Source organism: Pseudomonas sp. NPDC089406 (genome assembly GCF_044900265.1).
Classification (GTDB): Bacteria; Pseudomonadota; Gammaproteobacteria; order Pseudomonadales; family Pseudomonadaceae; genus Aquipseudomonas; species Aquipseudomonas fakonensis.
Map to the genome: position 1 here is coordinate 1 of NZ_JBJDNC010000001.1, position 24,438 is coordinate 24,438.

The window sequence follows — 24,438 nt, forward strand, 5'->3', positions numbered from 1 at the left end:
CCCCCCCCCCCCCCCCCCCCCCCCCCCCCCCCCCCCCCCCCCCCCCCCCCCCCCCCCCCCCCCCCCCCCCCCCCCCCCCCCCCCCGCTCCTACACCTCAGATCTCCGGCTGCTGCACCTCGAGCGGTTTGCGCAAATCGCGCAGGTTGCGCGTCGCTGCCCCGGTATTGCACTTGGCCGCCGCCTGCTCCGGGGTCATCTCGCGGATGGTGCGGTAGAACAGCTCGCAGGTCTGCTTCTTCTGGGTCACCTGCCACTTGCTGGTACAGGCCTGCAAGGTCAGCTTGGCATCAGCCTGCGGGTTGCGCCCAATGCCGGCCTGCCAGCAGGCGGCAGACAAGTCCTGGCCCATCATCTTCAGGCCGGCGGCATCGGCTTTTTCCTGGTCACCGTTGTAGCTTTTCGGGTCGGCGGCGTACCAGATGGCGCTCGGGTGGTTGGCGCCCAGTACCGGCACCTTGGCCGCGCCCGGCTCGGGGCTGATGTCGACCAGCCCGAGCACATCCACCTTGGGCCCGTATTGCTGCTGAACCCAGCTGCGCACCGGCGCGCCGAAGGCGACCATCGGCAAGGCGGCCTTGCCGCCCTGGGTCAGGGCCATCTCCTTGACCATGCGCACCTGGTAGTCGTGGAAGTAGCTGTAGGTGCCCTCCAGCGTACTGCCGGCGCTGGCTGGCGCGGCGATGGGGGCAATGTCGATGATGGTCTGGTAGGCCGGCGTGCTGGCTGCCTCGATGCCATTGAAGGTCAGCAGCTCGGCCCAGCGGTCGGTGGTGCTGGACTCGAGGTAATCCTGGTAGCGGGTCAGCGAATAGTCCGGCGGGAAGTGCAACAGCTCGATGCTGCGGCGCTGCTCAAGGGCCATGCCCAGCGGCAGGAACAGGTACCAGTCATAGGACCATTTGCCGTCCTTGTTCAGCTTGCTGGCGCCTTCATAGGCCAGCTCGCCGCTGTCGAGCAGCTTGCGCAGCGGCTCGGTGTAGCCTTCGGGCACGCCGCTGATACGGGCATGCAGGCGGTCGTGTTCGCGGGTTACCTGCACTTTGGCGTCGGTGTAGCCGTCGCGCTGCACGCTTTGCGTCAGGTAGTGCTCGACGGTCTGTTCCAGGGTCCAGTCGCGGTAGCAGATTACGTGGCAGTTGTTGGGGAAGGCGAACAGGCGGGTGGCGCGCTGGGCGTCGCCCAGGTCGATGCGCGCGTCAGCCATGGCCAGGCCGCTGAAGGCGAGGGCGGCCAGGCCCGATAGTGCAATCTTGTGCATGCTTAACTCCATGTCAGTGGCCGCCAGGACGGCGGGCGCGCGCCCATGGTGGATGAAGAGGAGGGGGGATGAAAAGTGCCCGGATGTGGCTGCTGGCCACGGCTTTTTGCGCTGTGCTACCCGCGCAGGCCGACCAGCGCGACCTGTGGATGTTCGCCCAGTGGGCCGGTGACCACGAGAACCGCGCCTTTCGCGAAATGCTGGTGCAGGCGCGGCTGTACGGGGTAGTGCCCATTCACCAGTTGCTGCGCTCGGCCTCGGACTGGCGCTTGTGCCATGCCGCGCCGTTCGCGGTGCCACCGGCCAGCCATTGGCCGGCAGTGCGCTCCACCCTGGCACTGCTCAAGACGCTGGGCGAGCAAGGCGCACTGGGCCCGTTCGAGGTGGTGTCGGCCTACCGCGACCCACGCCTGAATGCCTGCGCCGGTGGCGCCCCGAGCAGCGCCCACATGCGCGCTTTCGCCGTCGACCTGTTGCTGCCGCCCTGGGCAGACCCCAACCCGCTGTGCCGCTTCTGGCAGCAGCACGGCGAGGCCTGGAACATGGGGCTGGGGCGTTACCCGTCGGGGCGCATCCATATCGACACCGCCGGCTACCGCACCTGGGGTGGCGATGGCGGGGCGGGTTCGTCGTTCTGCCCCAGGCTCAAGTGAGCCAGGCAAGCCTGGCATTCGCCGCTGACCCATTCGGCGAAGCGCTGGCGCTTGCTGCCGTCGTTCAGTGGCTGCGGGCTGAGCAGGTGGTAGGCAGAGCCGTCGCGGATGAAACCGAACGGTGCCTGCAACTGGCCGCTGTCCAGTTCGTCACGCACCATCAGCGCCGAGGCCATGGCCTGGCCAAGGCCGGCGCTGGCGGCCTGGATCGACAGGTAGAAGTGCTCGAAGTCGCTGCGCTCACTGCTGCCTGGAGGTTGGCCGGCCAGGCGTTGCCAGGTCGCCCAGGCATCGGCGCGGGTGGCGCTGTGCAGCAGGCGTGTGCCCTGGTGCCCCGGCGCGTTGACCGGGCCGATCCATTCGTCGCAGATCTTTTGGCTGTGCAACTGGCGGCTCCAGTGGAAGTCGTCGCGGCGCAGGGCCAGGTCGATACCACCGCGGGTGAAGTCCACCGGGCCGCCGGCGGCCACCAGGTGCAGTTGCAGGCCAGGGTGCGCTGCGTGAAAGCGCGGTAGCCGCGGGATCAGCCAGCGCATGGCGATGGTGGGTTCGCAGGACAGCACCAGCACCTTGTCCTCGGGCTGCTGCAGGCGCTGCACGGCGCCTTCGAGCTGCTCGAAGATCGCCCGGGTGGTGTCGTGCAGGCTGCGCCCGGCGTGGGTCAGGTGCACGGCGCGGTTGCGCCGTTCGAACAGTTCGACCCCAAGGCTTTCCTCGAGCAGGCGTACCTGGCGGCTAACGGCGCCGTGGGTGACGTGCAGCAGCTCGGCGGCCTGCACGAAGCTCTGCGTGCGGGCGGCCATGTCGAAGTAGCGCAGGGTGGCGAGTGGGGGCAGTTTCATAGATTTCTGCTGGCTTTACTGCCCCCATCGCCGGCAGGTGATCTCCTGTAGGAGCCGGCTTGCCGGCGATAGGGCCAGTGGCATCAATAAAAAATGTGTGAAGAAAACTAGCAGATCCACAACGTAATTAATCGATTTTATGCCTTGCCCAGTCATTCGATACTCACGCCTCAGTCAATTCCCATCGAGTATCTATATGGCCGAACTCCTCGCCATCGCCCTGTTCACCATCCTGGCCGTCATCAGCCCCGGCGCCGACTTCGCCATGGTCACCCGCAGCAGCTACGCCCAGGGCCGCAAGGCTGGCCTGGCCGCCGCCGTGGGCATTGCCTTGGGCGTGCAGGTACATGTGCTGTACACCGTGCTCGGCATTGCCGTAGTCATCAGCCAGAGCCCGGCACTGTTCCTGACCATGAAGCTGCTGGGCGCGGGCTATTTGATTTACCTGGGTTACAAGTCGCTGACCAACCGCACGCACATTCAGCTCGACGGCCTGGACGTCACTAACAACGCGCACCTTGCCCAGGCGCTGCGCACCGGCTTTTTGACCAACGCCCTCAACCCCAAGACCATGCTCTTCGTGGTTAGCGCCTACACCCAAGTGGTGCAGCCCGGCAGCTCGCTGGCACTGAGCTTTGCCTACGGCGGCTTCATGTCGTTCGCCCACTGGGCGTGGTTCAGCCTGGTGGCGGTGTTCTTTTCCAGCGAAGGGCTGCGAGGCTTGATGATCGAGCGCCAGCTGCTGGTGGACCGGGTCATCGGCGTGGCGTTGATCGGCCTGGGGCTGGCCGTGGCAGTGGCGGGGGTGAGGTAGGTTTTCTGCAGGCAAATAAAAAGGGCTTATCTTTCGATAAGCCCTTTTTGAAGGTGGTGGCTACACAGGGACTTGAACCCCGGACCCCAGCATTATGAATGCTATGCTCTAACCAACTGAGCTATGTAGCCAACTTGGCGCGCATTATTAGCTCGAAAGGCCAACCTGTCAACACTCACTTCAAAAAAAATTTCCAACCTTTCAAAAACTTAGCCGGCATACCCGGTTCAGCGGGCGATCAGCCAGTGGCCAAGCACCCCGTGCAGGCTCAGGTGCTGTTCGCTGGCCAGCTGTTGCAGGCTCTGGGCCGGGTGATCCAGGTCGAAATCACCGCTCACCCGCCGGTAGCCGGCTTGTTCGTCCATCAGCCAAACCCGCTGGCCCTGGTAACCGGCCAGGCGCTCCAGCACTTCACCCAGCGGCCTTTCCTTGACTTGCAGGCGCCCACGGCGCCAGGCGTCGGCGGCCTTGGCGTCGGTTTTTTCCGTTGAATTGATGCGCGTGCTGGTAAAGGTCACCCGTTCGCCGGCATTGACCATGCGCTGGTCGCCGCCCAGCAGCACGGCGGCCTTGCCGGCCAGTACCACCAGTTCGTCGTGGTCGCTGTAGCGGGCCAGTTGCAGGCGGGTGCCGAATACCTGAATACGCGCATCGTCCACCTGCACCTCCATGGCCCGGCCATCGAGCATCACCTCCAGGTACACCTGCCCCTGCACCAGGTGCAGCAGGCGGGTGCGGCTGCGCAAATCGACGTTCATCGCGCTGGCGCTGTCCAGGTGCAGGGTGGAGCCGTCGGCCAGGCGCACGCTGCGCCGTTCACCGCTGTCGGTGTGCAGCTCGCAGCTCAGGCGTTGCAGCATGGGCCAGTAGAGAAAGGCCAGCACTGCCAGCACCATCAGGAACAACAGCCCCAGCCACAGCCCAACGCGGCTGCGGCGCAGGCGGGTTTCGCGCGGGCGCGGGCGCGCGGGCTCCGGCGCCTGCAGCTTTTGCCAGTAGGCCTCCAGCTGGGCGTAAGCGCGGGCGTTGAGCGGGTCCTGGCACCAGTTGCCGAAGGCCTGGCGCAGGGCTTCGTCGCAACCTGGCTGGCGCAGGCGCGAGAACCAGTCCAGGGCTTCCTGCTCGGGGTCGGGCTGCTGCAAGGCGGGCATCGGGCTCATGGGGTGGGGTGCTCGCAAGGGCAGGGCGGTTACGCCCAGCGTTTACGGTGAGGAGATGCAAGGATGCTAAGTATATTGAGAACCATTTACAAGTGCGTGCCAGATGGATGGTGGCCCATGCAAATAAAAAGGTAGCTTCGTATCTATTTGTTTCACGATAATCGGTTCCCAACCTGCGCACGGAAACCGAGCCCATGGCCACCAGCAGTACCTCGACCAGCAGCGCCACCAGCACCGCCAGCCCGTTGGTGATGCGCATCATCACCTTCTGCGCCCTGGCGCACCTGATCAACGACCTGATCCAGTCGGTGCTGCCGGCCATCTACCCGATGCTCAAGGCCAACTACGACCTGAGCTTCACCCAGATCGGCCTGATCACCCTGACCTTCCAGGTGACCGCCTCGCTGCTGCAGCCTTGGGTGGGCTTTTTCACCGACAAGCGCCCAACCCCCAACCTGCTGCCCATGGGCACCCTGTGCACCCTGGTGGGTATCGTCATGCTGGCGTTCGTCGGCAGCTTCCCGATGATTTTGCTGGCCTCGGCGCTGGTGGGCATCGGCTCGTCGACCTTCCACCCCGAGACCTCGCGCATCGCCCGGCTGGCTTCGGGCGGGCGTTTTGGCCTTGCCCAGTCGACCTTCCAGGTGGGCGGTAACGCAGGCTCTGCGTTCGGCCCGCTGCTGGCGGCGGCCATCGTCATCCCGTTCGGCCAGACCCACGTGGCCTGGTTCGGCGTGGCGGCGCTGTTCTTCTTCGCCGTCACCCTGATGCTGCGCCGCTGGTACAAGGAACACCTCAACCAGGCCAAGGCGCGCAAGGCGGTGCAGGCTAACCACGGCATCTCGCGCCAGCGGGTGATGATGGCGCTGGTGGTGCTGGGGCTGCTGGTGTTCTCCAAGTACTTCTACATGGCCAGCTTCACCAGCTACTTCACCTTCTACCTGATCGAGAAGTTCCAGCTGTCGGTGGCCAGCTCGCAGTTGCACCTGTTCCTGTTCCTCGGCGCGGTGGCGGCCGGCACCTTCTTCGGCGGGCCGATCGGCGACCGCATCGGGCGCAAGGCGGTGATCTGGTTCTCGATTCTTGGCGTGGCGCCGTTCACCCTGGTGCTGCCCTACGCCGACCTGTTCTGGACCACCGTGCTCAGCGTGGTGATCGGCTTCATTCTGGCTTCGGCGTTCTCGGCCATCGTGGTGTATGCCCAGGAACTGGTGCCGGGCAACGTGGGGATGATCGCCGGGATTTTCTTCGGCCTGATGTTCGGCTTCGGCGGTATCGGCGCGGCACTGCTGGGTTACGTGGCCGACCTGCGGGGTATCGAATATGTGTACGGGGTGTGCTCGTACCTGCCGTTGTTCGGCTTGTTGGCGGTGTTCCTGCCGTCTACCGGCAAGCGCTGACAGTGTTCGCATGAGCGCCGCGTACCTGTAGGAGCGGGTTTACCCGCGAAGCAGACGACGCGGTGGATGGCACCGGCTGCGCCGGTGTTCGCGGCTGAAGCCGCTCCCACAGGGACCGCATAGCCTTCAAACCTGCGCCGTACTTGTAGGAGCCGGCTTGCCGGCGATTGACGCAACCATCACCGCTGGCCTAGAGTGCCGCCTCCATTCTTCCACCTGCGTAGTTCAAGCGATGCGCCGTACCGATGTATTCAGCTCCCCCCGCCAGCCTGTCGCTCCGACAGCGCGCCGCGCGTGGCCGAGCGACACGGTGCTCAAGCGTCGGCGCAGCGTGCTGTTTGCCTTCACCTTCTCGCCACACCTTGCCCTGAACTGATCCGCGCCCCTGCGTGCCGCGCCTTGCCGGCGTGTGCGCATGCGCCTGCGTTCGAACATCTTTCAGTGGTTTTTCAGCCGGCCCGGGCGTTGCGCCCGTGCGTGCCGGTTTGCAAGGAGTGGTACATGAACATGCGTTTGCTGGCGGGCCTGTTGTTCGCCGTTTCGGTGGTTGGCTTCAGCCTGGGGGCGAGCCTGCCGCTGGTGTCGTTGCGCCTGCACGAGGCCGGGGCCGGCACGTTGCAGATCGGCATCATTTCGGCGATACCCGCAGCGGGCATGATGCTCTCGGCGTTCATGGTCGATGCCTGCTGCAAGCACCTGACCCGCCGCGTCATCTACCTGCTCAGCTTCAGCCTGTGCACCCTGAGCATCGCCCTGCTGGAGTGGGCCTTCGACTCGATGCTGTGGCTGGCGCTGCTGCGCCTGGGCTTAGGTATCGGCATGGGCATCGCGATCATCCTCGGCGAGTCGTGGGTCAACGAGCTGTGCCCGGAGCATAACCGCGGCAAGATCATGGCCCTGTACGCCACCAGCTTCACTGGCTTTCAGGTACTGGGCCCGGCGCTGCTGGCGCTGCTGGGCGCCGACAGCCCGTGGCTGACCGGGGTGGTCACCGCCTGCTACGGCCTGGCCTTGCTGTGCATTGTGTTCACCGTGCCCAACGACCATGTCGAGCACGAAGAGGGCGAAAAAAGCTTCGGCCTGGCCGGCTTCTTCCGCGTCGCCCCGGCGCTGTGCGTGGCGGTGCTGTTCTTCTCGTTCTTCGATGCGGTGGTGCTGTCGCTGCTGCCGGTGTACGCCACCAGCCATGGCTTTGCCGTGGGTGTGGCGGCGCTGATGGTGACTGTGGTGTTTGCCGGCGACATGGTCTTCCAACTGCCGTTGGGCTGGCTGGCCGACCGGGTCGAGCGCACCGGGCTGCACCTGGTGTGCGGGCTGGTGGCCATGGGCATCGGCATCGCGCTGCCGTGGCTGTTGCAGATGACCTGGCTGCTGTGGCCGCTGCTGGTGGTGCTGGGCGCGGTGGCGGGGGGCATCTACACCCTGGCGCTGGTGCTGATCGGCCAGCGTTTCAAGGGCCAGGACCTGGTAACGGCCAATGCCAGCGTGGGCTTGCTGTGGGGTGTGGGCAGCCTGGTGGGGCCGCTGGTCAGCGGCGCTGCGATGGACGTGGCGCCCCATGGCTTGCCCATGGCGCTGGCGCTGATGGCCGGGCTGTTCGTGTGCTTTGCGCGGCAGGCCTATCGCCGGGCGGGCAGGTTGCAGGCGGCGGTGGACTGACAAGGTCACAAGCGCACCGCCTGTCCTGTAAGCGGCTTTAGCCGCGGCAGGCGACGCGGTGGATGGCACCGGCTGCGCCGGTGTTCGCGGGCAAGCCCGCTCCCACAGGATTGCGCAAAGCCTGCGGCAAGCGCCGTACCTGTGGGAGCAACTGTCTTGCTCAACTTCTAAAAGCTGGCGCGATCCCTGTGGGAGCGGGCTTGCCCGCGAACACGGGCAAAGCCCGTGCCATGCCGCGCGGTGCTTTCAGCGCGGGCAAGCCCGCTCCCACAGGATTGTGCAAAGCCTGCGGCAAGCCCAACCCAGGCCTTACGCCGCGCCGATGCTCACCCAATAGCGCGTACGGTAGTCGACCCGCACCGGCAGGCTGCGGGCGATCAGTAGCAGAATCTGGTCGGTATCGGCCAGCTGGTAGGTGCCGGACACCTTCAACCCGGCCACCTCCGGCGCGCAGCGCAGCAGGCCCGGGCGGTAGCGCGACAGCTCGTCGACGAACTCGCCCAGCGGCATCTGCTGCACACTGAGCACGCCTTCGGTCCAGCCCCAAGGGTCGCCATGCAGGGTGGCGGGCTGGTAGCGGCCATTGCTGGAAATCTGCAGCACCTCGCCGGCTTTGACCGGGTGGGCGGCGGGTGACGCGGGGAACAGCGTCACCTCGCCGTGACGCACCGCCAGCAGCAACCCTTCTTTGTTTTCCCGCAGCAGCAGCTGGCCGCCTTGGGTGGCCAGGTCACCGATGCGGGTGACGATATGGAACGGGCGGTTATCGCCGGCGTTGCTGTTCAGGCTGACTTCACCCTGCACCAGGGTCAGGTGGCGCAGGTCGGCGCTGTAGTGCAGGTCGATGGCGCTGTCGGTGTTCAGGCAGATCTGGCTGCCGTCGTTGCCGGTCAGGTCGCGGTGCTCACCGGTGGCGGTGCGGCTGTCGGCCATCAAGGCCGTAAGGCCCAGTGGTTCGCGCGCGGTCCAGCCCACTGCGCCGCCCGCGGCCAGCAGCGACAACAGCTTGAGGTGGTCACGCCGGCTGCTGCGCAGGCTTTGGCTGGCGTCCAGGGTGCGCCGGCTCAGCTCGCCCGGCAGCCCGGCCAGTTCGTCGCCCATGGCGCTTACCCGTTGCCAGGCCCGTTCATTCAGCGGGTCGCTGGCAAGCCACAGCTGGAACTGGCGCTCGGTGCGCGGGCCGGGGCTGTCGTAGCGCAGCCGCACCAGCCAGTCGATGGCCTGGTCGACCTGGGCCTGGCTGGGTGGTTGCTCAGGCGTCGGCATAGCGCAACCGGTAGCAGGCGCCCAGGGCCTTGGCCAGGTCGCGCTCGACCGTGGCCCGCGACACGTTCAACTGCAGGGCGATCTGGTTCAGTGGCAGGCCGTCGAGCTGGGCCAGCAGGAATGCCTGGCGTGCCCGGGGCAGCAGCTTGTGCAGGGCAAGGTCGAGGCGCTCGAGGGTGTCGAGGATGACCAGGCGCTGTTCTTCACTGGGCGCCTCCTGCTCAGGCAGGCTGGCCAGGCTTTCGAGGTAGGCCTTTTCCAGCGCGCGGCGGCGGAACTGGTCGATCATCAGCCCCCGGGCGATGCTGCTGAGGTAAGCGCGGGGCTCTTTGAGCGGCGATACCTGGCGGGCCTTGAGCAGGCGCACGAAGGTGTCCTGGGCAAGGTCCGCGGCGTGCTCGCGGCAACCCACCCGCCCGGTCAGCCAGCCGCGCAGCCAGCGGTGGTGGGTTTGATAGAGCAGATCGACCTCGGCCGGTTTCAGCGTGTCATTGATCTGCATCGTCAGAAGAGCCTTGCCCGAGGAATGTGATTGTTAATTGTTCTCAATTCTATGTGGGGCAGTGCTGGCAGATCAATGGTATGCCAAGGTTTTTGCCGATGAATGGTTGTTCATTGACCTGCGAGGGTGAGCGTGGAATTACCTGCAAGAATCGGAGTGATAGCTTCGGTCAACCCTGTCAGGCTAGCCCTACCGCACCCCGGAGAGCCCCCGATGAAGCCCTACACCACCGACGCCGACCGCTGGCAAGCCGTGCAGGCCAGGGACAGCACCGCCTACGGCCATTTCGTCTACGCCGTGCGCAGCACCGGCGTGTATTGCCAGCCAGCCTGCAAGTCGCGCCTGGCCAAGCGTGAGAACGTCGAGTTCTTCGACGCCGCCGCCCAGGCCGAAGCTGCCGGCTACCGGGCCTGCAAACGCTGCTGGGCCAGCCCTCGGCGCACCGACCTGGTGGCCCGCGCCTGCCGCCTGATCGAAGCCGGCGACCCGGCGCCCAGCCTCGATCAGCTCGGCGCTGCGCTGAACGTCAGCCCGTTCCACCTGCACCGCCAGTTCAAGGCCGAAACCGGCCTGACCCCCAAGGCTTACGCTTCGGCCTTTCGCGCCCGGCGCCTGCGCGAGCGGCTGGGCGAGGCCGGCAGTGTCACCGAGGCCATTTTCGATGCCGGTTACAACTCCAACAGCCGCTTCTACGAAAGCGCAGGCGAACGCCTGGGCATGCGCCCGCGCGAGTACCGCGCAGGCGGCGAGGGCGCGGTAATCCGCTTTGCCTTGGCCCAATGCTCGCTGGGGGCAATCCTGGTGGCGCAGAGCGAGCGCGGCATCTGCGCGATCTTCCTGGGCGATGAACCCGAGCCGCTGCTGCGTGACCTGCAGGACAAATTCCCCAAGGCCCGGCTGGTTGGTGGCGATGCTGACTTCGAGCGCTTGGTCGCCGAGGTGATCGGTTTTGTCGAAGCGCCGGCCCTGGGCCTGGCCTTGCCGCTGGATGTGCAGGGCACGGCCTTTCAGGAGCGCGTATGGCAGGCGCTGCGCGAAGTGCCGCCGGGCTGCCGGGTCAGCTACAGCGACATCGCCGAGCGCATCGGCGCGCCCCGTGCGGTACGCGCCGTGGCCCAGGCTTGCGCGGCCAACAGCATCGCCGTGGCCATCCCCTGTCACCGCGTAGTGCGCCGCGACGGCGACCTCAGCGGCTACCGCTGGGGGGTAGAGCGCAAGCGCCAGCTGCTGGGCCGAGAAACGGCGCCCTCTTGAACCTGCGGAACGCGTAGAATTTCCTCTTTGTCGAGTTGTGCTAGAGGAATGTTCGATGGGGCGTGTCAGCCTTGAGCGATTTTATGCAGGCATCCTGGCCCTGCTGTTGTGGGTGGCCATGCCGGCCTGGGCGGCGCCTGTCACGCCGGTATCGCGCCTGGCGGTGGCCGAACAGCAGGTGCTGGACGAAGACGCAAGCCTTGAGCAACTGAGCGAGCGCCTGGACCAGATCCGCCAGGGCGTCACCGCCAATGCCAATGACGATTTGCTCTCGCAACTGCGCCAGTCGGCGATGCAGGTGCAGCGCCAGGCTGATGCCCTGGCCACCCAGCGCACCACCGATGTCGAGCGCCTGGATGACCAGCTCAAGGTGATCGGCCCGGTGCAGGCGGACGAGGCCGAAAGCCTGACCCGCCAGCGCCAGCAGCTTACCGATGAAAAGAACGCGGTGCTGGCTGAGCAGAAGGAGGCCACCACCCTGACCCAGTCGGCCCGCGACCTGTCCACGCAAATCGTCAACCTGCGCCGCAGCCTGTTCAACTCGCAGATCACCAGCCGCGCCGCCAGCCCGCTGAGCCCGGCGTTCTGGTCGAGCCTGATCCGCCCCACCGACGAAGACGTGGCACGCCTGCGCGAGTTGCGCGGCGAGGCTGCCGATGCTGTGGCCAGTGCTTTCAGCGTCGAGAACCGTGGGCTGTTCATCACTGCGCTGATTGCGGCGGTGCTGGTCTGGACCCTGCTGCGCAAGTTGCTCGAACGGCTGCTGGCCAAGGCCATGGTGCGCTGGCTGCCCGAAGGCCGGCTGCGCCGCAGCGCCCTGGCACTGGGCGTGAGCCTGGCCACCCTGGGCACCATCGCCGGGTCCGTGTCGCTGCTGCGCTGGGGGCTGGAGAGCAGCGCCGAGCTGGGCAGCGACGTGGCCAGCCTGACCAACCACGTGCTCACCCTGGTGGTGTTCAGCGCCTTCATCGCAGGCCTCGGCCGCGCCATGCTGATGCTGCAGCGCCCGTCCTGGCGCCTGCCGCCAATCCCTGACGAGGTGGCCAGTGCCCTGGGCTGGTTCCCCAAGGCACTGGCCCTGAGCCTGATGGTGCTGCTCACCCAGGAGCGCATCAACAGCGTGATCGGCACCAGCCTGGCGCTGACCCTGGCCACCAACGGCCTGACCGCGCTGGTGGTGTCGTTGCTGTTCGTCGCCGCGTTGGTGGCCTACCGCCGCACCCGGCGCAAGCATGAACTGGAGCGCCCGACGGGCCTGGCCGGGTTGATCCCGTTCGTGATCGTGGTGTGGGTGGTGTTGATTCTGCTGACGCTCTTGGCCGGTTACCTCACCCTGGCGTACTTCCTGACCGCCAAGCTGCTGTGGATCAGCGTGGTCACCACCTGTGCCTACCTGTTGGTGACGGTGTTTGGCGACCTCTGCGAAACCCTGCTGTCGCCACGCCAGCCCGGCGGCCTGGCGCTGGCCTCGGCCCTGGGCCTGCAACAGCGCCATCAGGCCCAGGCCAGCACCATCCTGGCCGGTATCGGCCGCACCGTGCTGCTGTTCTGCGCCGCATTGCTGGCGTTCATGCCGTCGGGCACCAGCCCCGGCGAGCTGCTGCTGAGCCTGGCCGACTGGGACGGCAGTGGCGGCAAGGTGCTGGGCAACCTGAACATCGTCCCGGCGGATATCTTCCTGGCACTGGCGATGCTGGTCGGTGGTTGGTTCGCCATCCGCGTGGTCAAGCGCTGGCTGAGCGAGCGCCTGCTGCCGGAAACCGACATGGACGCCGGCATGCGCGCCTCCCTGGTGACCCTGGTCGGTTACCTGGGCTTCCTGTTCCTGGCCATGCTGGTGATGTCGACCCTGCGCATCAACCTCACCAGCCTGACCTGGGTGGTCAGTGCGCTGTCGGTGGGTATCGGTTTTGGTTTGCAGCAGATCGTGCAGAACTTCATCTCCGGCCTGATCCTGTTGACCGAGCGCCCGGTGAAGGTGGGCGACTGGGTGAGCCTGGCGGGGGTCGAGGGTGATATCCGCCGCATCAACGTGCGCGCTACCGAAATCCAGATGTCCGACCGCTCGACGGTGATCGTGCCCAACTCGCAGTTCATCTCGCAGAACGTGCGCAACGTGACCATGGCCAATGCCCTGGGCGTGGTCGGCATCACCCTCACCCTTCCGCTGGAGACGGACCCTGCCAAGGTGCGCGAGGTACTGCTGGCGGCGTACCACGAGCACGAGGCGATTCTCGATGCGCCGGCCTGCTCGGTGTCGTTCAAGGATTTGACTGCCAGCGGCATGGTGATTGGCGTCAGCGGCTACGTGGCCTCGCCGCGGCAGGTTTCGGGCACCCGCAGTGATCTGCTGTTCACCATTCTTGGCCGGCTGCGCGAGGAGGGCATCGCCCTGTCGTCACCGGCGAGCATGGTGCTGGTGCAGGAAGGGCCACGGCCGGAGGAGCCTGCGTGACAGCAGGCTCAATTTCTAGCCCCAGGATCTCGACCTCATGCAAAATCGCCGGGGCCGCTACGCGGCCCTTTCGCGACACAAGGCCGCTCCTACAGGGATCGCATGACCCTGTAGGAGCCGGCTTGCCGGCGATGAGGCCGGCACAGGCAGGCCAACTCAGGCCTGCCCGGCCTTCAACGCATGCTCTGCCAACGCCCGCCCCATCTGCACGTTGTGCGCGGCATTGACCAGCATCCCCAACCCCGGCTCCCCGGCCAGGGCGCAGCAGTATTCATCGATGGTGTCTTCGATCCCGCGCATCAGCTGGATCGCGTGCACCAGCGCCTCGGCGACGGGCATGTCGTGGTTGATGGTGAAGAAGGGGCGTTGTGCGGATTTTGCGGTGGGTGGGTCGGGGACAAGTTTTTTCATCGTGAATCTCCCAGGTTGGTCAGGAGCTGCACGCTGATCCCTCTCACAGGATTGGGTGGCAGCTGGACGCGGGGTGAGAGACCGGAGACCTGGGAACCCGGCCAGGACAAAGCCTGCCCGCGTACAGCTGCCGCTAGGCTGCAAACCAGATCTCAGGCTCTCACACCCGGTCGCCATTACGACGACCCGGGGGAAGTTAGTCCTGCTAGTGATGATCGACAATGCCGAAGCGTCTGCAGCGCGCGTAGGGTAATTCCCAAGCTGATGGGCTTTGAAGCACTTTGTTTCAAGTTCGGAAATGTCTTACGGATGGAGAGGGGTACTGGACCGGCGTGGGAGCGGGTTTGCCCCGCGATGGGTTCTGCATGCGATCGCGTCAGGGCTGACAGGTGTTCGCCGATAGCCTTGCAGCGCCTATCAGATCGAGCGCCGCCCGCGCGGCGCTCGATCTCACAGGCGCTGAAACTCTTTTGCCATGCACCTGCCAGCCTCCCACAGCCCGCGAAAGGGATGGCTACCAGATCAGTCAGCCTCCCACAGCCTTCGAAAGGGATGTGCTACCAGACCTGCCAGCCCCCCGAAATCCTCAAAAGGAACGCCTAAAAACTCACCCCAAACACCGCGTCACATGCTTCACCGACTGATATCCCGAAAGCCCCCAAGGCCCGAGCTCGCGGCCAATCCCGCTGCCCTTGGTGCCGCCCCACGAGGTCTCGACGAACACCGCCTGTACCGAGTTGATCCACACATGCCCCACCTCCAGCGCATCGGCCACGCGTTCGGCGCGTTCAAGGTCGGCGCTGCACACGGTGGCCACCAGCCCGAAGCGGCTGTCGTTGGCCTGGGCGATGGCTTCGGCTTCACTGGCAAAGCGCCGGGCGCATAGCACCGGGCCGAAGATTTCCTCGCTCCACAGGCGGCTGCTGGTGGGCACATCCACATACAGCGTGGGGCTGACGAACCAGCCGTCGCGGTCCAGCGCCTGGCCGCCGGCCAGGCATTTCAGGCCTTCTTCGCGAGCGGTGGCGAAGTAGCCGGCCACCTTCAGCCACTGCGCCTGGCTGGTCAGCGGGCCCATGCCAACCTCTTCGAGCAGCGGGTTACCCACCAGCAACTGCTGCAGCGCGGCCTGCAGGCGCGGCAGCAGGGCATCGGCGATGCCGTCCTGCACCAACAGGCGCGAGGTGGCCGAGCACATCTGCCCGGCGTTCCAGGTGATGCCGGCGACAATCCATTCCACCGCCTGGTCGACGTCGCAATCGTCGAACACCACGATGGCCGACTTGCCGCCCAGCTCCAGGGTCACCGGCCGGCACTGCGCGGCAGCGGCGCGCATCACCTGGCTGCCAACGCCGTTGCTGCCGGTGAACGACAGCTTGTCCAGGCCGTTGTGGCCGCTCAGGGCGGCGCCGGTTTCGGCCTTGCCGTTGACGATGTTCAGCACCCCGGCCGGCAGGCCCAGCTGCTCGGCGATCTGGCCGTAGGCCTGCTCCACCAGCGGGGTCACTTCGGAGGGCTTGAGCACCACGGTGCAGCCGGCCGCCAGGGCCGGGGCGAGCTTCCAGGCGCTGGTCACCAGCGGGAAGTTCCACGGCACGATCAGGCCGACCACACCCACCGGTTCAAGGCGTGTACGGGCAGTGAAGCCCGGTGCGGCCAGGGGTACGTCGCGGTTTTTGCCGGGCAGTTGCTCGGCAAGGTCTGCGTAGTAGGCAAAGGTGGCGATGGCATCGTCCAGGTCGATCTCGGCCTCGAAGCGCGGCTTGCCGTTGTTGCGCATTTGCAGGGCGATCAGTTCGTCACGGCGCTGGCCGAGCTGTTCGGCAAAGCCGCGCAGGTAGGCGGCGCGTTCGGCTGGCGTGACGGTTTTCCAGCTGGCTAGGGCGCGCCGCGCAGCGGCCACGGCCTGGTCTACCTGGGCGGTGCTGGCGGCCATCAGTTCGGCGAACGGCTGGCCGCTGGAGGGGTCGTGGACAACGATGCAGTCGTTGCCCTGGCCTTCGACCCAACGGCCGTCGATGAAGTGGGGAGTGGTCATGGGCAAATTCCGGTCAGGCCATTTCGGCAGTGGTCACAGGTTGTACCGGCACGCTTTTGCAGCGCACCCAGCGCGGGCCCTTGGGGCCATACACGCCAGCCGGTTCAGGGAACAGGTTGAGCAAGATCAGGTACAGCACGCAGGCGATGCCCAGGGTCACCGGCAGGCTCAGGTCGATGCCGCCAGCCAGCTCGCCCAGCGGGCCGACGAACTGCCCCGGCAGGTTGACGAAGCACAGGCCCACCGCCGCGCTGGGGATCCACGCCCCCATGCCGCGCCAGTTCCAGCCGTGGTTGAACCAGTAATGGCCGCCCTGCTGGCCGCGGGTGAACACCTGCAGGTCGTCGGCGTGGTAGAAGCCGCGGCGGGTGATCAGGCCGAGAATCATGATCACCATCCAGGGGCTGGTGCAGGTGATGATCAGCACGGCGAAGGTCGATACGCTCTGCACCAGGTTGAAGGTGAAGCGGCCGACGAAGATGAAACCGATGGCCAGCACGCCGATCAGCAGCGTGGCCGCGGCGCGGCTGAGCAGGCGCGGGAACACGCTGGACATGTCCAGGCCCGTGCCATACAGCGCCGTGGTGCCGGTGGACATGCCGCCGATCACGGCAATCAGGCACACCGGCAGGAAGAACCAGCCCGGCGAGATCGCCAGCAGCCCGCCCACGTAGTTGTTGGCGGCGATGTAGTCCGGTGCCTGGCTGGCCACCAGGGTGGCGGTGCACAGGCCGAACAGGAACGGGATCAGCGTGGCGGTTTGCGCGGCGATCACCGCCAGCATGATGCGGCGCTTGGGCGTGGCGCGGGGGATGTAGCGCGACCAGTCACCGAGGAAGGCGCCGAACGACACCGGGTTGCTCATGGCCAGAATGGCCGCGCCGACGAAGGCCGCCCAGAAGCCCGCCTGGCCCAGGTTGACGCTGCCGGCGTAGCCCGCATCGAACGGCCCGGCAAAGGCGACGATGCCCAGCAGAAACAGCAGGCTCGAGGCCCACACGGCAATCTTGTTGACCCACAGCATGAAGCGGAAACCAAAGATGCACACCACCAGCACCAGCACCGCGAACAGGCCGTAGGCCAGGCCCAGGGTCAGGTCGGTTTCCGGCAGGCCCGCCAGGCGCTTGGCGCCGCCCACCAGGGCGTCGCCCGAGCTCCACACCGACAGCGAGAAGAACGCCACGGCCGTCAGCAGCGACAGGAACGAGCCGACGATGCGCCCGTGCACGCCGAAGTGCGCGCCGGACGACACGGCGTTGTTAGTGCCGTTGAGGGCACCGAACAGGCCCATGGGGGCGAGGATCAGCGCGCCCACGCCGACCCCCAGCAAGATCGCCCAGACCCCGGCCTGGAACGACAGCCCGAACAATACCGGGAAGCTGCCGAGCACGGCGGTGGCGAAGGTGTTGGCACCGCCGAAGATCAGGCGGAACAGGTCCAGCGGGGCGGCGTCGCGTTGATCGTCGGGGATCTGTTCGACGCCATTGGTCTCGATACCGGTCGAGTGGCTCATGGTGGTGCTCCAGCGCGAGTGTTGTCGGCCTGTGGCAGGCCTTGTTGTGGGTGCGATGGCAGTGCGGCAAGGCCGCTTTCAAAGGGTCAGGCGGGTGAAACGACCGACAGGTGCTCGTGGCACGCCAGCCAGCGTTCGCCGTGCTGGCGGAACACGATGGTCTCACGCTCGTTCAGCGCGTGTTCTTCACCGGCGATGCGAATGCGGGTAGCCACGTCGTGCATGAAGATCGCCACATCCCCTTGCAGGCTCACCTGCACGTTGCTGGATTGGCAGCCGAGCACGGCAAAGCCTTCGGCCTGCCAGCCGGCCCAGACTTCTTCGTAGGCACGGCGCGACAGCAGCGGCTGGGGCAAGGTGTGGAAAAGGAAGGTGGCATCTTCGCTGAAACAGGCGAAGTAGCGGGCGGTGTCGTTGCTGGCGAAGGCGGCTACGAGGTCGGCGGCGGCCTGCCGTACCTGGAGTGTCTGGTCCACGGGAGTGGCCTCACGGTTATTGTGATTGTTGATGAAGCGATTCTGGTGGCGGCGGGCGGGGGGACAAATCGGCTGGGGCAAATAATCAGTTCAGGAATTTGTGAACCAATGGGCTGTTTGGGTCTGCCCCTGTCGAGGCCTTGGCAGGCGACTTTGGCTTTTGTGGGGCAGACCGACCAAGTAACCGACCAAGTAACTGCCGGGAATATGCCCGCCCAGCCCCTCTGCTTCCAGGCCCGGCCCCATCGCCGGCAAGCCGGCTCCTACAGGGGGACGCGGTCTCTGTAGGAGCCGGCTTGCCGGCGATGGGGCCCTCTGACCGAGCGCACGGCAAACCCCGCCGCCAACACGGTCAACGCAACACCGGCCCATGGCGTGTGGGCCAACGACGCCGCGCCGATCACTGCCCCGCCAATGGCCGAGCCCAAGCCCACCCCCAGGTGCATTGCCGACAGGTTCAGGCTCATGCCGGCGGGGAAGGTGTCGTTGCCACGGCTGGCCAAAAAGCTCTGCACCACAGGAGAAGTGGTCCAGCTCAACGCCCCCCACAGCATCATCGCCGGAATGAACAGCCACGGCGTGCTTGCGCAGAACGGCAGCATCAGCAGGCTGGCCAGGTACAGCAGGGGCGCCAGTACGATGGCCTTGCCCGCGCCCAGGCGGTCAGCCATCCAGCCTCCCAAGTAACCACCCGCCACACCGGCAATGCCGAACGCGGCAAACACCGCCGCCAGCCAGGCGGCCGGTACCTTGGCGATGTGCTGGGCGTAGGGCGCAAGATAAGCGAACACGGTGAAGTGCCCGGCAATCATCAGCAGCGACACCAGCTGCGCCGCCACCAGCCGCCCATCGCGCAGGTGGCGCAGGTAGCTGGCCAGGGCAATCGGCTCGCTGCCCTGTAGCTGCGGCAGGCCGCGCCAGGTCATCAGCAGCACCAGTGCCGCCAAGGCGCTCAGGCCAACGAACACCCCGCGCCAGCCGAGCACGTCGCACAGCAGCATGCCGGCAGGCACCCCCAGCACCAGCGAGCTGCAGATACCCATGAAAATCACCCCGATGGCGCGCCCGCGCAGCGTATCGGGCACCAGGCGCGTGGCCATCAGCGTACACACAAGGCAGGTCAGGGCGCTGGTGGCGGCCATGCCCAGGCGCGCCAGCAGCAGCGCGGTATAGCCCGGCGCCAGGGCGGCCAGCAGGTTGCACAGGGCAAACACGGCCAGTGCGGCGCACAGCAGTCGACGCAGCGGTAGGCGGCGGGTAAGCAGGGGCGAGAAGGGCGCGGCGAGGGCGAAGCTTAAGGAGAACACCGTGGTCAGTTGCCCGGCGACGCCAAGGGGGACGTCAAGGCCATCGGCCAGGGCAGGGAGAATGCCAACGGTGATGTTTTCGGCCATGCCGGTGACGAAGGTCGCCAGGGCCAGCAGCCAGATACGCGGGTTCATGTGTTGCCTCCGATAAACAGGCCGGCGGTGGTCCGGACCCATTGGCCCCGACGGCTGACCGGCGAGGTCAGGTCCATCGGGTTTCGAGGCAGTGCTTCGGTTATCCCGGGTTCAAGCAAGGGGGAGTGTATTGAGCAAAAAATCGCGGGGCAAGCCCGCTCCCACGCCAAGTCAGGAACCGGCGTGGGAGCGGGCTTGCCCCGCGATTGCATAGCGCTTGCGCTTAGACGTTGAAGCGGAAGTGCATCACGTCACCGTCCTTGACGATGTAGTCCTTGCCTTCCAGGCGCCATTTACCGGCTTCCTTGGCACCGCTTTCACCCTTGAACTGGATGAAGTCGTCATAGGCCACCACTTCGGCGCGGATGAAGCCTTTTTCGAAGTCGGTGTGGATCACGCCGGCGGCCTGTGGTGCGGTGGCACCTACGCGCACGGTCCAGGCGCGAACTTCCTGTACGCCTGCGGTGAAGTAGGTCTGCAGGTTGAGCAGCTCGTAGCCGGCGCGGATCACGCGGTTCAGGCCAGGCTCTTCCAGGCCCAGGGCCTCGAGGAACATGTCCTTCTCTTCGCCGTCGTCCAGCTCGGCGATTTCGGCTTCGATCTTGTTGCACACCGGCACCACCACCGCGCCTTCTTCTTCGGCGATGGCCTTGACCACGTCCAGGTGCGGGTTGTTGTCGAAGCCGTCTTCGGCCACGTTGGCGATGTACATCACAGGCTTACTGGTCAGCAGGTGGAAGCCACGGATGACGGCTTTCTCGTCGTCAGCCATGTTCTTCATCAGGCTGCGCGCCGGCTTGCCTTCGGTGAAGTGCGGGATCAGCTTTTCCAGAATCGCCTTCTGCGCCAGGGCTTCCTTGTCGCCGCCCTTGGCGTTGCGGGCAACCTTCTGCAGTTGCTTCTCGCAGCTGTCGAGGTCGGCGAAGATCAGCTCGAGGTCGATGATCTCGATGTCACGCTTGGGGTCGACGCTGTTGGAAACGTGGATCACGTTCTCGTCTTCGAAGCAGCGCACCACGTGGGCGATGGCGTCGGTCTCGCGGATGTTGGCGAGGAACTTGTTGCCCAGGCCTTCACCTTTCGACGCACCGGCCACCAGGCCTGCGATGTCGACGAACTCCATGGTGGTCGGCAGGATGCGGTTCGGTTTGACGATCTCGGCCAGTGCTGCCAGGCGCGCGTCGGGCATCGGCACGATGCCGCTGTTCGGCTCGATGGTGCAGAAGGGGAAGTTCTCCGCCGCGATGCCGGACTTGGTCAGGGCGTTGAACAGGGTGGACTTGCCGACGTTGGGCAGGCCGACGATGCCGCAATTGAAACCCATGGGAATTCCCCTTTAGAGAGTTGTCAGGCCTTCTGGCTGTGCAGCTCGCGCATCGCCTTGGCGAAATCGCCAGCGAGCACGTCCGGCAGCACGCCGAGGGCAAAATCGATGCTGGCGTCGAGCTTCTCCTGCTCGGCGCGCGGCGCGCGGCCCAGGACGAAGTTGGAGACCAGTTTGGCGTCGCCCGGGTGGCCAATGCCAAGCCGCAGGCGGTGGAAGTCGTTCTGGTTGCCGAGCTGCGCGATGATGTCGCGCAGGCCGTTATGCCCGCCGTGGCCGCCGCCCTTCTTGAGCTTGGCGACGCCCGGAGGCAAGTCGAGTTCGTCGTGGGCCACCAGAATGGCGTCCGGTTTGATCCGGAAGAAATTCGCCAATGCCGCCACGGCCTGGCCGCTGCGGTTCATGTAGGTGGTGGGGATCAACAGACGAACATCGTTGCCTTGATGGCTGAATTTAGCCGTCAGGCCGAAATACTTTTTGTCAGCAGACAGCGATACGCGCTGGGCACTGGCAATGCGTTCAACGAAAAGAGCCCCTGCGTTATGCCGGGTCTGTTCGTATTCGGGGCCGGGGTTACCCAGGCCAACGATCAACTGGATGGCGGTCACGTCAGGGGCTCTTCCTTGGTGTTGGTGGGTTACGGTGCGCGCGGCACTGTAACCCGATCAACGCCGGCGTGCGAGTGGATTACTCGGCAGCGCCTTCTGCTTCTGGTGCAACGCGTGGAGCGTGAACGTTGGCAACAGCTTTATCATCACCGTGGGCCAGAGCGACGAACTCTACGCCTTTCGGAGCTTTCAGGTCCGACAGGTGGATGATGGCGCCGATTTCAGCGTTGCTCAGGTCCACTTCGATGAACTCAGGCAGGTCTTTGGCTTCGCAGGAAACTTCGATCTCGGAAACGACGTGCGAGATTTCGCCGCCTTTCTTGACCGGGGCTTCTTCGCCGACGAAGTGAACCGGTACCTTGGCGGTCAGTTTCTGGCCAGCAACGACGCGAACGAAGTCGGCGTGCATGATGAAGCCTTTGGCCGGGTGACGCTGCATGGCCTTGACCACGACGTTTTGCTTGGCGCCGTCGACGTTCAGTTCGATCACGTGGCTGAAGGCAGCTTCGTTTTCGAACAGCTTGGCGATTTCCTTGGCCACGATGGTCAGGGATTGGGCTTCTTTATCGCCACCGTAAACAACGGCAGGGATGTTCAGCGAGTGACGCAGGCGGCGGCTCGCACCTTTCCCCAGGTCAGTACGCGCTTGGGCGTTCAGGATGAAGTCAGTCATTTTGTTTCTCCAAAATAGCCTCCCGAAAGGCGTTTGCGACCAGCGCCAGACGGGGATGGCAAAAAAGCCCCGCCCCAACAGGTGTTGGGGCAGGGCGCTTCATATCAACACGTGTTCCGCTTAGCGGAACATCGCGCTGATCGATTCTTCATTGCTGATGCGACGCATCGCTTCAGCGACAACCGGTGCGATATCCAGCTGGCGGATACGGTCACAGGCTTGAGCAGCGGCGGACAGCGGGATGGTGTTGGTCACCACCAACTCGTCCAGTACCGACTTCTCGATGTTCTCGATCGCGCGGCCCGACAGGACAGGGTGCGTGCAGTAGGCGTAAACCTTGGCAGCGCCGTGTTCTTTCAGGGCCTTGGCCGCGTGGCACAGGGTGCCGGCGGTGTCGACCATGTCGTCCACCAGGATGCAGGTGCGACCTTCGACATCACCGATGATGTGCATCACTTCGGAGTGATTGGCCTTTTCGCGGCGTTTGTCGATGATACCCAGGTCGACGCCCAGAGACTTGGCGACGGCGCGAGCACGCACCACACCACCGATGTCCGGGGAGACGATCATCAGGTTCTCGAAACGCTGGTCTTCGATGTCGTCGACCAGTACGGGCGAGCCGTAGATGTTGTCGACGGGGATATCGAAGAAGCCCTGGATCTGGTCAGCGTGCAGGTCGACGGTGAGAACACGGTCGATACCCACGACAGTGAGCATGTCAGCGACGACTTTGGCGCTGATGGCTACACGTGCCGAACGCGGACGGCGGTCCTGGCGGGCGTATCCGAAGTAAGGAATCACGGCGGTGATTCGCGACGCTGAGGAGCGGCGGAAGGCGTCGGCCATCACTACCAGTTCCATCAGGTTGTCGTTGGTTGGGGCACAGGTCGGCTGAATGATGAAGACGTCTTTACCGCGAACGTTTTCGTTGATTTCAGCACTGATCTCGCCGTCGGAGAATTTACCGACAGACACATCACCCAGTGGAATATGCAGCTGACGTACGACACGCCGAGCCAGATCGGGGTTGGCATTCCCCGTGAAGACCATCATCTTGGACACGCGCAGTACCTGAAGGCTGAGGGTAACCTGGATGAGTAGAAGAAATGGCAGGGGCGGCTGGATTCGAACCAACGCATGGCAGGATCAAAACCTGCTGCCTTACCGCTTGGCGACGCCCCTGTATCTGTTGCTGCGAACGCTTATGCGCTCGACTTCTTGAGCAGGCTCTGCAGCTTGCGATGCAACATCGAAACGTTGCTTCCTTTCGCCACAAACCCTGTTTGGGTCTCTGAAAGAAGGGCCAGAACTCTATCAGCTTCGGCTTTGCTTGGGAAGGCCCCAAACACACAACTTCCAGTGCCGGTCATTCGAGCTTCGGTATATTTACCCAGTGAATTCAACGCATTGCGAACTTCTGGATAACGCTGCTCTACTACCGGTTGGCAGTCATTTCGACTGTTTCCCTCGGGAACGGGGCGCATCTTAAGGGGGAGGGAATCACGTGTCAACTCTGGATGCGAAAAAATTTCCGCTGTGCTGACAGACACTTGCGGCACCAGCACGACGTACCAGGGTTCTTCAGGGTCGACCGGGGTCAGTTGCTCGCCCACGCCCTGGGCAAACGCCGCGTGGCCACGCACGAACACCGGCACGTCGGCGCCCAGGGTCAGGCCCAGGGCGGCCAGGCGGTCTTCATCCCAGTCCAGCTGCCACAGGTGGGCCAGGGCCAGCAGGGTGGTGGCGGCGTCGGAGCTGCCGCCGCCGATGCCGCCACCCATGGGCAGCACCTTGTGCAGCCAGATGTCGGCGCCAAGCGTTGTGCCGGACTGCTGCTGCAGCAGGCGCGCGGCGCGCACGATCAGGTTGCTGTCGTGGGGCACGCCTTCGATCTCGGTGTTCAGGCGTACCTGGCCGTCGTCACGCAGGGCAAAACCCAGTTCGTCAGCGTGGTCGAGAAACTGGAACACGGTTTCCAGCTCGTGGTAACCGTCCGGGCGTCGGCCGGTGATGTGCAGCCACAGGTTGAGCTTGGCCGGGGCTGGGAGCAGCAGCTGTTGCATGGTTTCAGTGCCCCAGCTGGCGTGGTTGCCAGTCTTTCACCACCAGCGTCACGTCGATGTTCTCGCCGTGCAGCTTCAGGCGCTCGGGCAGCCAGTAGCCGTTCTGCTCGGTATAGCTGAGGTATTCCACCTGCCAGCCGTCCTGGGTCAGGGCGGCCAGGCGGCTGTCGCCGTCCAGGGTCAGTTGGCTTTTGCTGTCGGGGGCCGGCAGGCCGCGTACCCACCACACCAGGTGCGACACCGGCAGGCGCCAGCCGAGCTGTTCTTCTAGCAGCGCTTCAGGGTTTTCGGCCTGATAACGGCCCTGGTTGGCCACCTCGAGCGTGACGCCGCCGGGGCGGCCGGTCAGGCGAGCGGCGCCGCGGCCCAGCGGGCCGGCCAGGCGAATGTCGTAGTAGTCCTGGCGCTGCAGCCAGAACAGCGTGCCGCTGCCCGAGTCACGCGGTGCGCGAATGCCCACCTTGCCGTTGATCTGCCAGCCGTCGAGGGTGCTCAGCTGCTGCTTGTGCTCGCGCCACTGTTGCGGGTTGCCTTGGCCGCGCACGGCTTCTTTGCTGCCGAAGCCGGCGCAGCCGGCCAGCAGGGCGATGAGGGTGAGGGTGATGCAATGGCGCAGCAACATGGT

22 protein-coding genes and 2 tRNA genes are annotated in these 24,438 nt (G+C 65.3%); 6 read left to right on the forward strand and 18 right to left on the reverse strand.

What is annotated here, in order from left to right; genetic code table 11:
• Positions 1-96: 96 nt before the first annotated feature.
• Positions 97-1,260 (reverse strand): hypothetical protein, encoded by a 1,164-nt coding sequence (locus ACI2KK_RS00005; RefSeq protein ID WP_404667417.1) that lies wholly within the window; start codon positions 1,258-1,260, stop codon positions 97-99.
• A 68-nt stretch (positions 1,261-1,328) separates the two neighbouring features.
• Here ACI2KK_RS00005 and ACI2KK_RS00010 point away from each other — a divergent pair, with 68 nt between their 5' ends.
• Positions 1,329-1,913 (forward strand): YcbK family protein, encoded by a 585-nt coding sequence (locus ACI2KK_RS00010; protein WP_404667418.1) that lies wholly within the window; start codon positions 1,329-1,331, stop codon positions 1,911-1,913.
• On the opposite strand, the gene ACI2KK_RS00015 is transcribed toward ACI2KK_RS00010, so the two are convergent.
• A complete protein-coding gene (locus tag ACI2KK_RS00015) occupies positions 1,853-2,755 on the reverse strand; it encodes a LysR substrate-binding domain-containing protein (RefSeq protein ID WP_404667419.1) in 903 nt (300 codons plus the stop codon). The two genes, ACI2KK_RS00010 and ACI2KK_RS00015, sit on opposite strands and share 61 nt — an antisense overlap.
• 196 nt (positions 2,756-2,951) lie before the next feature.
• On the opposite strand from ACI2KK_RS00015, the gene ACI2KK_RS00020 reads away from it, so the two are divergent.
• Positions 2,952-3,569, forward strand: coding sequence for a LysE family translocator (locus tag ACI2KK_RS00020; protein ID WP_404667420.1), 618 nt, complete (start codon positions 2,952-2,954; stop codon positions 3,567-3,569).
• Between the two features lie 54 nt (positions 3,570-3,623).
• On the opposite strand, the gene ACI2KK_RS00025 is transcribed toward ACI2KK_RS00020, so the two are convergent.
• Both ACI2KK_RS00025 and ACI2KK_RS00030 read right to left on the reverse strand, forming a co-directional pair.
• A tRNA-Met gene (locus tag ACI2KK_RS00025) sits at positions 3,624-3,700 on the reverse strand.
• 96 nt (positions 3,701-3,796) lie between these two features.
• Complete coding sequence (locus ACI2KK_RS00030) at positions 3,797-4,729, reverse strand: FecR family protein (protein ID WP_404667421.1); 933 nt, start codon at positions 4,727-4,729, stop codon at positions 3,797-3,799.
• Between the two features lie 194 nt (positions 4,730-4,923).
• Here ACI2KK_RS00030 and ACI2KK_RS00035 point away from each other — a divergent pair, with 194 nt between their 5' ends.
• Entirely contained in the window at positions 4,924-6,129 is a 1,206-nt protein-coding gene (locus ACI2KK_RS00035; protein ID WP_404667422.1) for an MFS transporter, read from the forward strand.
• 501 nt (positions 6,130-6,630) lie between these two features.
• Complete coding sequence (locus ACI2KK_RS00040) at positions 6,631-7,788, forward strand: MFS transporter (protein ID WP_404667423.1); 1,158 nt, start codon at positions 6,631-6,633, stop codon at positions 7,786-7,788.
• A 309-nt stretch (positions 7,789-8,097) separates the two neighbouring features.
• Here ACI2KK_RS00040 and ACI2KK_RS00045 read toward each other — a convergent pair whose 3' ends face one another.
• Positions 8,098-9,054 (reverse strand): DUF4880 domain-containing protein, encoded by a 957-nt coding sequence (locus tag ACI2KK_RS00045; protein ID WP_404667424.1) that lies wholly within the window; start codon positions 9,052-9,054, stop codon positions 8,098-8,100.
• Complete coding sequence (locus ACI2KK_RS00050; protein ID WP_369988145.1) at positions 9,041-9,556, reverse strand: sigma-70 family RNA polymerase sigma factor; 516 nt, start codon at positions 9,554-9,556, stop codon at positions 9,041-9,043. The genes ACI2KK_RS00045 and ACI2KK_RS00050 overlap by 14 nt, the downstream gene beginning before the upstream one ends.
• Before the next feature lie 213 nt (positions 9,557-9,769).
• Here ACI2KK_RS00050 and ada point away from each other — a divergent pair, with 213 nt between their 5' ends.
• Positions 9,770-10,810 (forward strand): bifunctional DNA-binding transcriptional regulator/O6-methylguanine-DNA methyltransferase Ada, encoded by a 1,041-nt coding sequence (ada, locus tag ACI2KK_RS00055; RefSeq protein ID WP_404667425.1) that lies wholly within the window; start codon positions 9,770-9,772, stop codon positions 10,808-10,810.
• Positions 10,811-10,865: 55 nt separating this feature from the next.
• Positions 10,866-13,265 (forward strand): DUF3772 domain-containing protein, encoded by a 2,400-nt coding sequence (locus ACI2KK_RS00060; RefSeq protein WP_404667426.1) that lies wholly within the window; start codon positions 10,866-10,868, stop codon positions 13,263-13,265.
• A 156-nt stretch (positions 13,266-13,421) separates the two neighbouring features.
• Here the strand turns inward: ACI2KK_RS00060 and ACI2KK_RS00065 are convergent, their stop codons facing one another.
• From ACI2KK_RS00065 to lolB, 12 genes are all read right to left on the reverse strand, one after another.
• Entirely contained in the window at positions 13,422-13,676 is a 255-nt protein-coding gene (locus ACI2KK_RS00065) for a hypothetical protein (RefSeq protein ID WP_404667427.1), read from the reverse strand.
• 607 nt (positions 13,677-14,283) lie between these two features.
• Positions 14,284-15,714: an aldehyde dehydrogenase family protein gene (locus ACI2KK_RS00070; RefSeq protein WP_404667428.1), complete on the reverse strand. Its 1,431-nt coding sequence runs from the start codon at positions 15,712-15,714 to the stop codon at positions 14,284-14,286.
• Positions 15,715-15,727: 13 nt separating this feature from the next.
• Positions 15,728-17,227 (reverse strand): purine-cytosine permease family protein, encoded by a 1,500-nt coding sequence (locus ACI2KK_RS00075; RefSeq protein WP_404667429.1) that lies wholly within the window; start codon positions 17,225-17,227, stop codon positions 15,728-15,730.
• An 86-nt stretch (positions 17,228-17,313) separates the two neighbouring features.
• A complete protein-coding gene (locus ACI2KK_RS00080; RefSeq protein WP_217886521.1) occupies positions 17,314-17,703 on the reverse strand; it encodes a nuclear transport factor 2 family protein in 390 nt (129 codons plus the stop codon).
• A 263-nt stretch (positions 17,704-17,966) separates the two neighbouring features.
• Positions 17,967-19,145 carry an MFS transporter gene (locus ACI2KK_RS00085; protein ID WP_404667430.1) on the reverse strand — a complete coding sequence of 393 codons (1,179 nt, stop codon included), beginning with the start codon at positions 19,143-19,145 and terminating at the stop codon, positions 17,967-17,969.
• Between the two features lie 223 nt (positions 19,146-19,368).
• Entirely contained in the window at positions 19,369-20,469 is a 1,101-nt protein-coding gene (gene ychF / locus ACI2KK_RS00090) for a redox-regulated ATPase YchF (protein WP_095115861.1), read from the reverse strand.
• Positions 20,470-20,492: 23 nt separating this feature from the next.
• A complete protein-coding gene (gene pth, locus ACI2KK_RS00095; protein WP_404667431.1) occupies positions 20,493-21,077 on the reverse strand; it encodes an aminoacyl-tRNA hydrolase in 585 nt (194 codons plus the stop codon).
• A 79-nt stretch (positions 21,078-21,156) separates the two neighbouring features.
• Entirely contained in the window at positions 21,157-21,750 is a 594-nt protein-coding gene (locus ACI2KK_RS00100; RefSeq protein WP_404667432.1) for a 50S ribosomal protein L25/general stress protein Ctc, read from the reverse strand.
• 120 nt (positions 21,751-21,870) lie between these two features.
• Positions 21,871-22,812, reverse strand: coding sequence for a ribose-phosphate pyrophosphokinase (locus ACI2KK_RS00105; RefSeq protein WP_404667433.1), 942 nt, complete (start codon positions 22,810-22,812; stop codon positions 21,871-21,873).
• A gap of 45 nt (positions 22,813-22,857) precedes the next feature.
• A tRNA-Gln gene (locus tag ACI2KK_RS00110) sits at positions 22,858-22,932 on the reverse strand.
• A 20-nt stretch (positions 22,933-22,952) separates the two neighbouring features.
• Positions 22,953-23,813 carry a 4-(cytidine 5'-diphospho)-2-C-methyl-D-erythritol kinase gene (gene ispE / locus ACI2KK_RS00115; RefSeq protein ID WP_404667434.1) on the reverse strand — a complete coding sequence of 287 codons (861 nt, stop codon included), beginning with the start codon at positions 23,811-23,813 and terminating at the stop codon, positions 22,953-22,955.
• A 4-nt stretch (positions 23,814-23,817) separates the two neighbouring features.
• Positions 23,818-24,435, reverse strand: a complete 618-nt coding sequence (gene lolB, locus ACI2KK_RS00120) for a lipoprotein insertase outer membrane protein LolB (RefSeq protein WP_369988132.1) — start codon at positions 24,433-24,435, stop codon at positions 23,818-23,820.
• Positions 24,436-24,438: the final 3 nt, after the last annotated feature.

What these genes read in the sequence shown, in the direction of transcription:
- ACI2KK_RS00005 (WP_404667417.1), bottom strand. Translation starts at nt 1,260, where the DNA reads ATGCACAAGATTGCACTATCGGGCCTGGCCGCCCTCGCCTTCAGCGGC.
- ACI2KK_RS00010 (WP_404667418.1), top strand. Translation starts at nt 1,329, where the DNA reads ATGAAAAGTGCCCGGATGTGGCTGCTGGCCACGGCTTTTTGCGCTGTG.
- ACI2KK_RS00015 (WP_404667419.1), bottom strand. Translation starts at nt 2,755, where the DNA reads ATGAAACTGCCCCCACTCGCCACCCTGCGCTACTTCGACATGGCCGCC.
- ACI2KK_RS00020 (WP_404667420.1), top strand. Translation starts at nt 2,952, where the DNA reads ATGGCCGAACTCCTCGCCATCGCCCTGTTCACCATCCTGGCCGTCATC.
- ACI2KK_RS00030 (WP_404667421.1), bottom strand. Translation starts at nt 4,729, where the DNA reads ATGAGCCCGATGCCCGCCTTGCAGCAGCCCGACCCCGAGCAGGAAGCC.
- ACI2KK_RS00035 (WP_404667422.1), top strand. Translation starts at nt 4,924, where the DNA reads ATGGCCACCAGCAGTACCTCGACCAGCAGCGCCACCAGCACCGCCAGC.
- ACI2KK_RS00040 (WP_404667423.1), top strand. Translation starts at nt 6,631, where the DNA reads ATGAACATGCGTTTGCTGGCGGGCCTGTTGTTCGCCGTTTCGGTGGTT.
- ACI2KK_RS00045 (WP_404667424.1), bottom strand. Translation starts at nt 9,054, where the DNA reads ATGCCGACGCCTGAGCAACCACCCAGCCAGGCCCAGGTCGACCAGGCC.
- ACI2KK_RS00050 (WP_369988145.1), bottom strand. Translation starts at nt 9,556, where the DNA reads ATGCAGATCAATGACACGCTGAAACCGGCCGAGGTCGATCTGCTCTAT.
- ada (WP_404667425.1), top strand. Translation starts at nt 9,770, where the DNA reads ATGAAGCCCTACACCACCGACGCCGACCGCTGGCAAGCCGTGCAGGCC.
- ACI2KK_RS00060 (WP_404667426.1), top strand. Translation starts at nt 10,866, where the DNA reads ATGGGGCGTGTCAGCCTTGAGCGATTTTATGCAGGCATCCTGGCCCTG.
- ACI2KK_RS00065 (WP_404667427.1), bottom strand. Translation starts at nt 13,676, where the DNA reads ATGAAAAAACTTGTCCCCGACCCACCCACCGCAAAATCCGCACAACGC.
- ACI2KK_RS00070 (WP_404667428.1), bottom strand. Translation starts at nt 15,714, where the DNA reads ATGACCACTCCCCACTTCATCGACGGCCGTTGGGTCGAAGGCCAGGGC.
- ACI2KK_RS00075 (WP_404667429.1), bottom strand. Translation starts at nt 17,227, where the DNA reads ATGAGCCACTCGACCGGTATCGAGACCAATGGCGTCGAACAGATCCCC.
- ACI2KK_RS00085 (WP_404667430.1), bottom strand. Translation starts at nt 19,145, where the DNA reads ATGAACCCGCGTATCTGGCTGCTGGCCCTGGCGACCTTCGTCACCGGC.
- ychF (WP_095115861.1), bottom strand. Translation starts at nt 20,469, where the DNA reads ATGGGTTTCAATTGCGGCATCGTCGGCCTGCCCAACGTCGGCAAGTCC.
- ACI2KK_RS00100 (WP_404667432.1), bottom strand. Translation starts at nt 21,750, where the DNA reads ATGACTGACTTCATCCTGAACGCCCAAGCGCGTACTGACCTGGGGAAA.
- ispE (WP_404667434.1), bottom strand. Translation starts at nt 23,813, where the DNA reads ATGCAACAGCTGCTGCTCCCAGCCCCGGCCAAGCTCAACCTGTGGCTG.
- lolB (WP_369988132.1), bottom strand. Translation starts at nt 24,435, where the DNA reads ATGTTGCTGCGCCATTGCATCACCCTCACCCTCATCGCCCTGCTGGCC.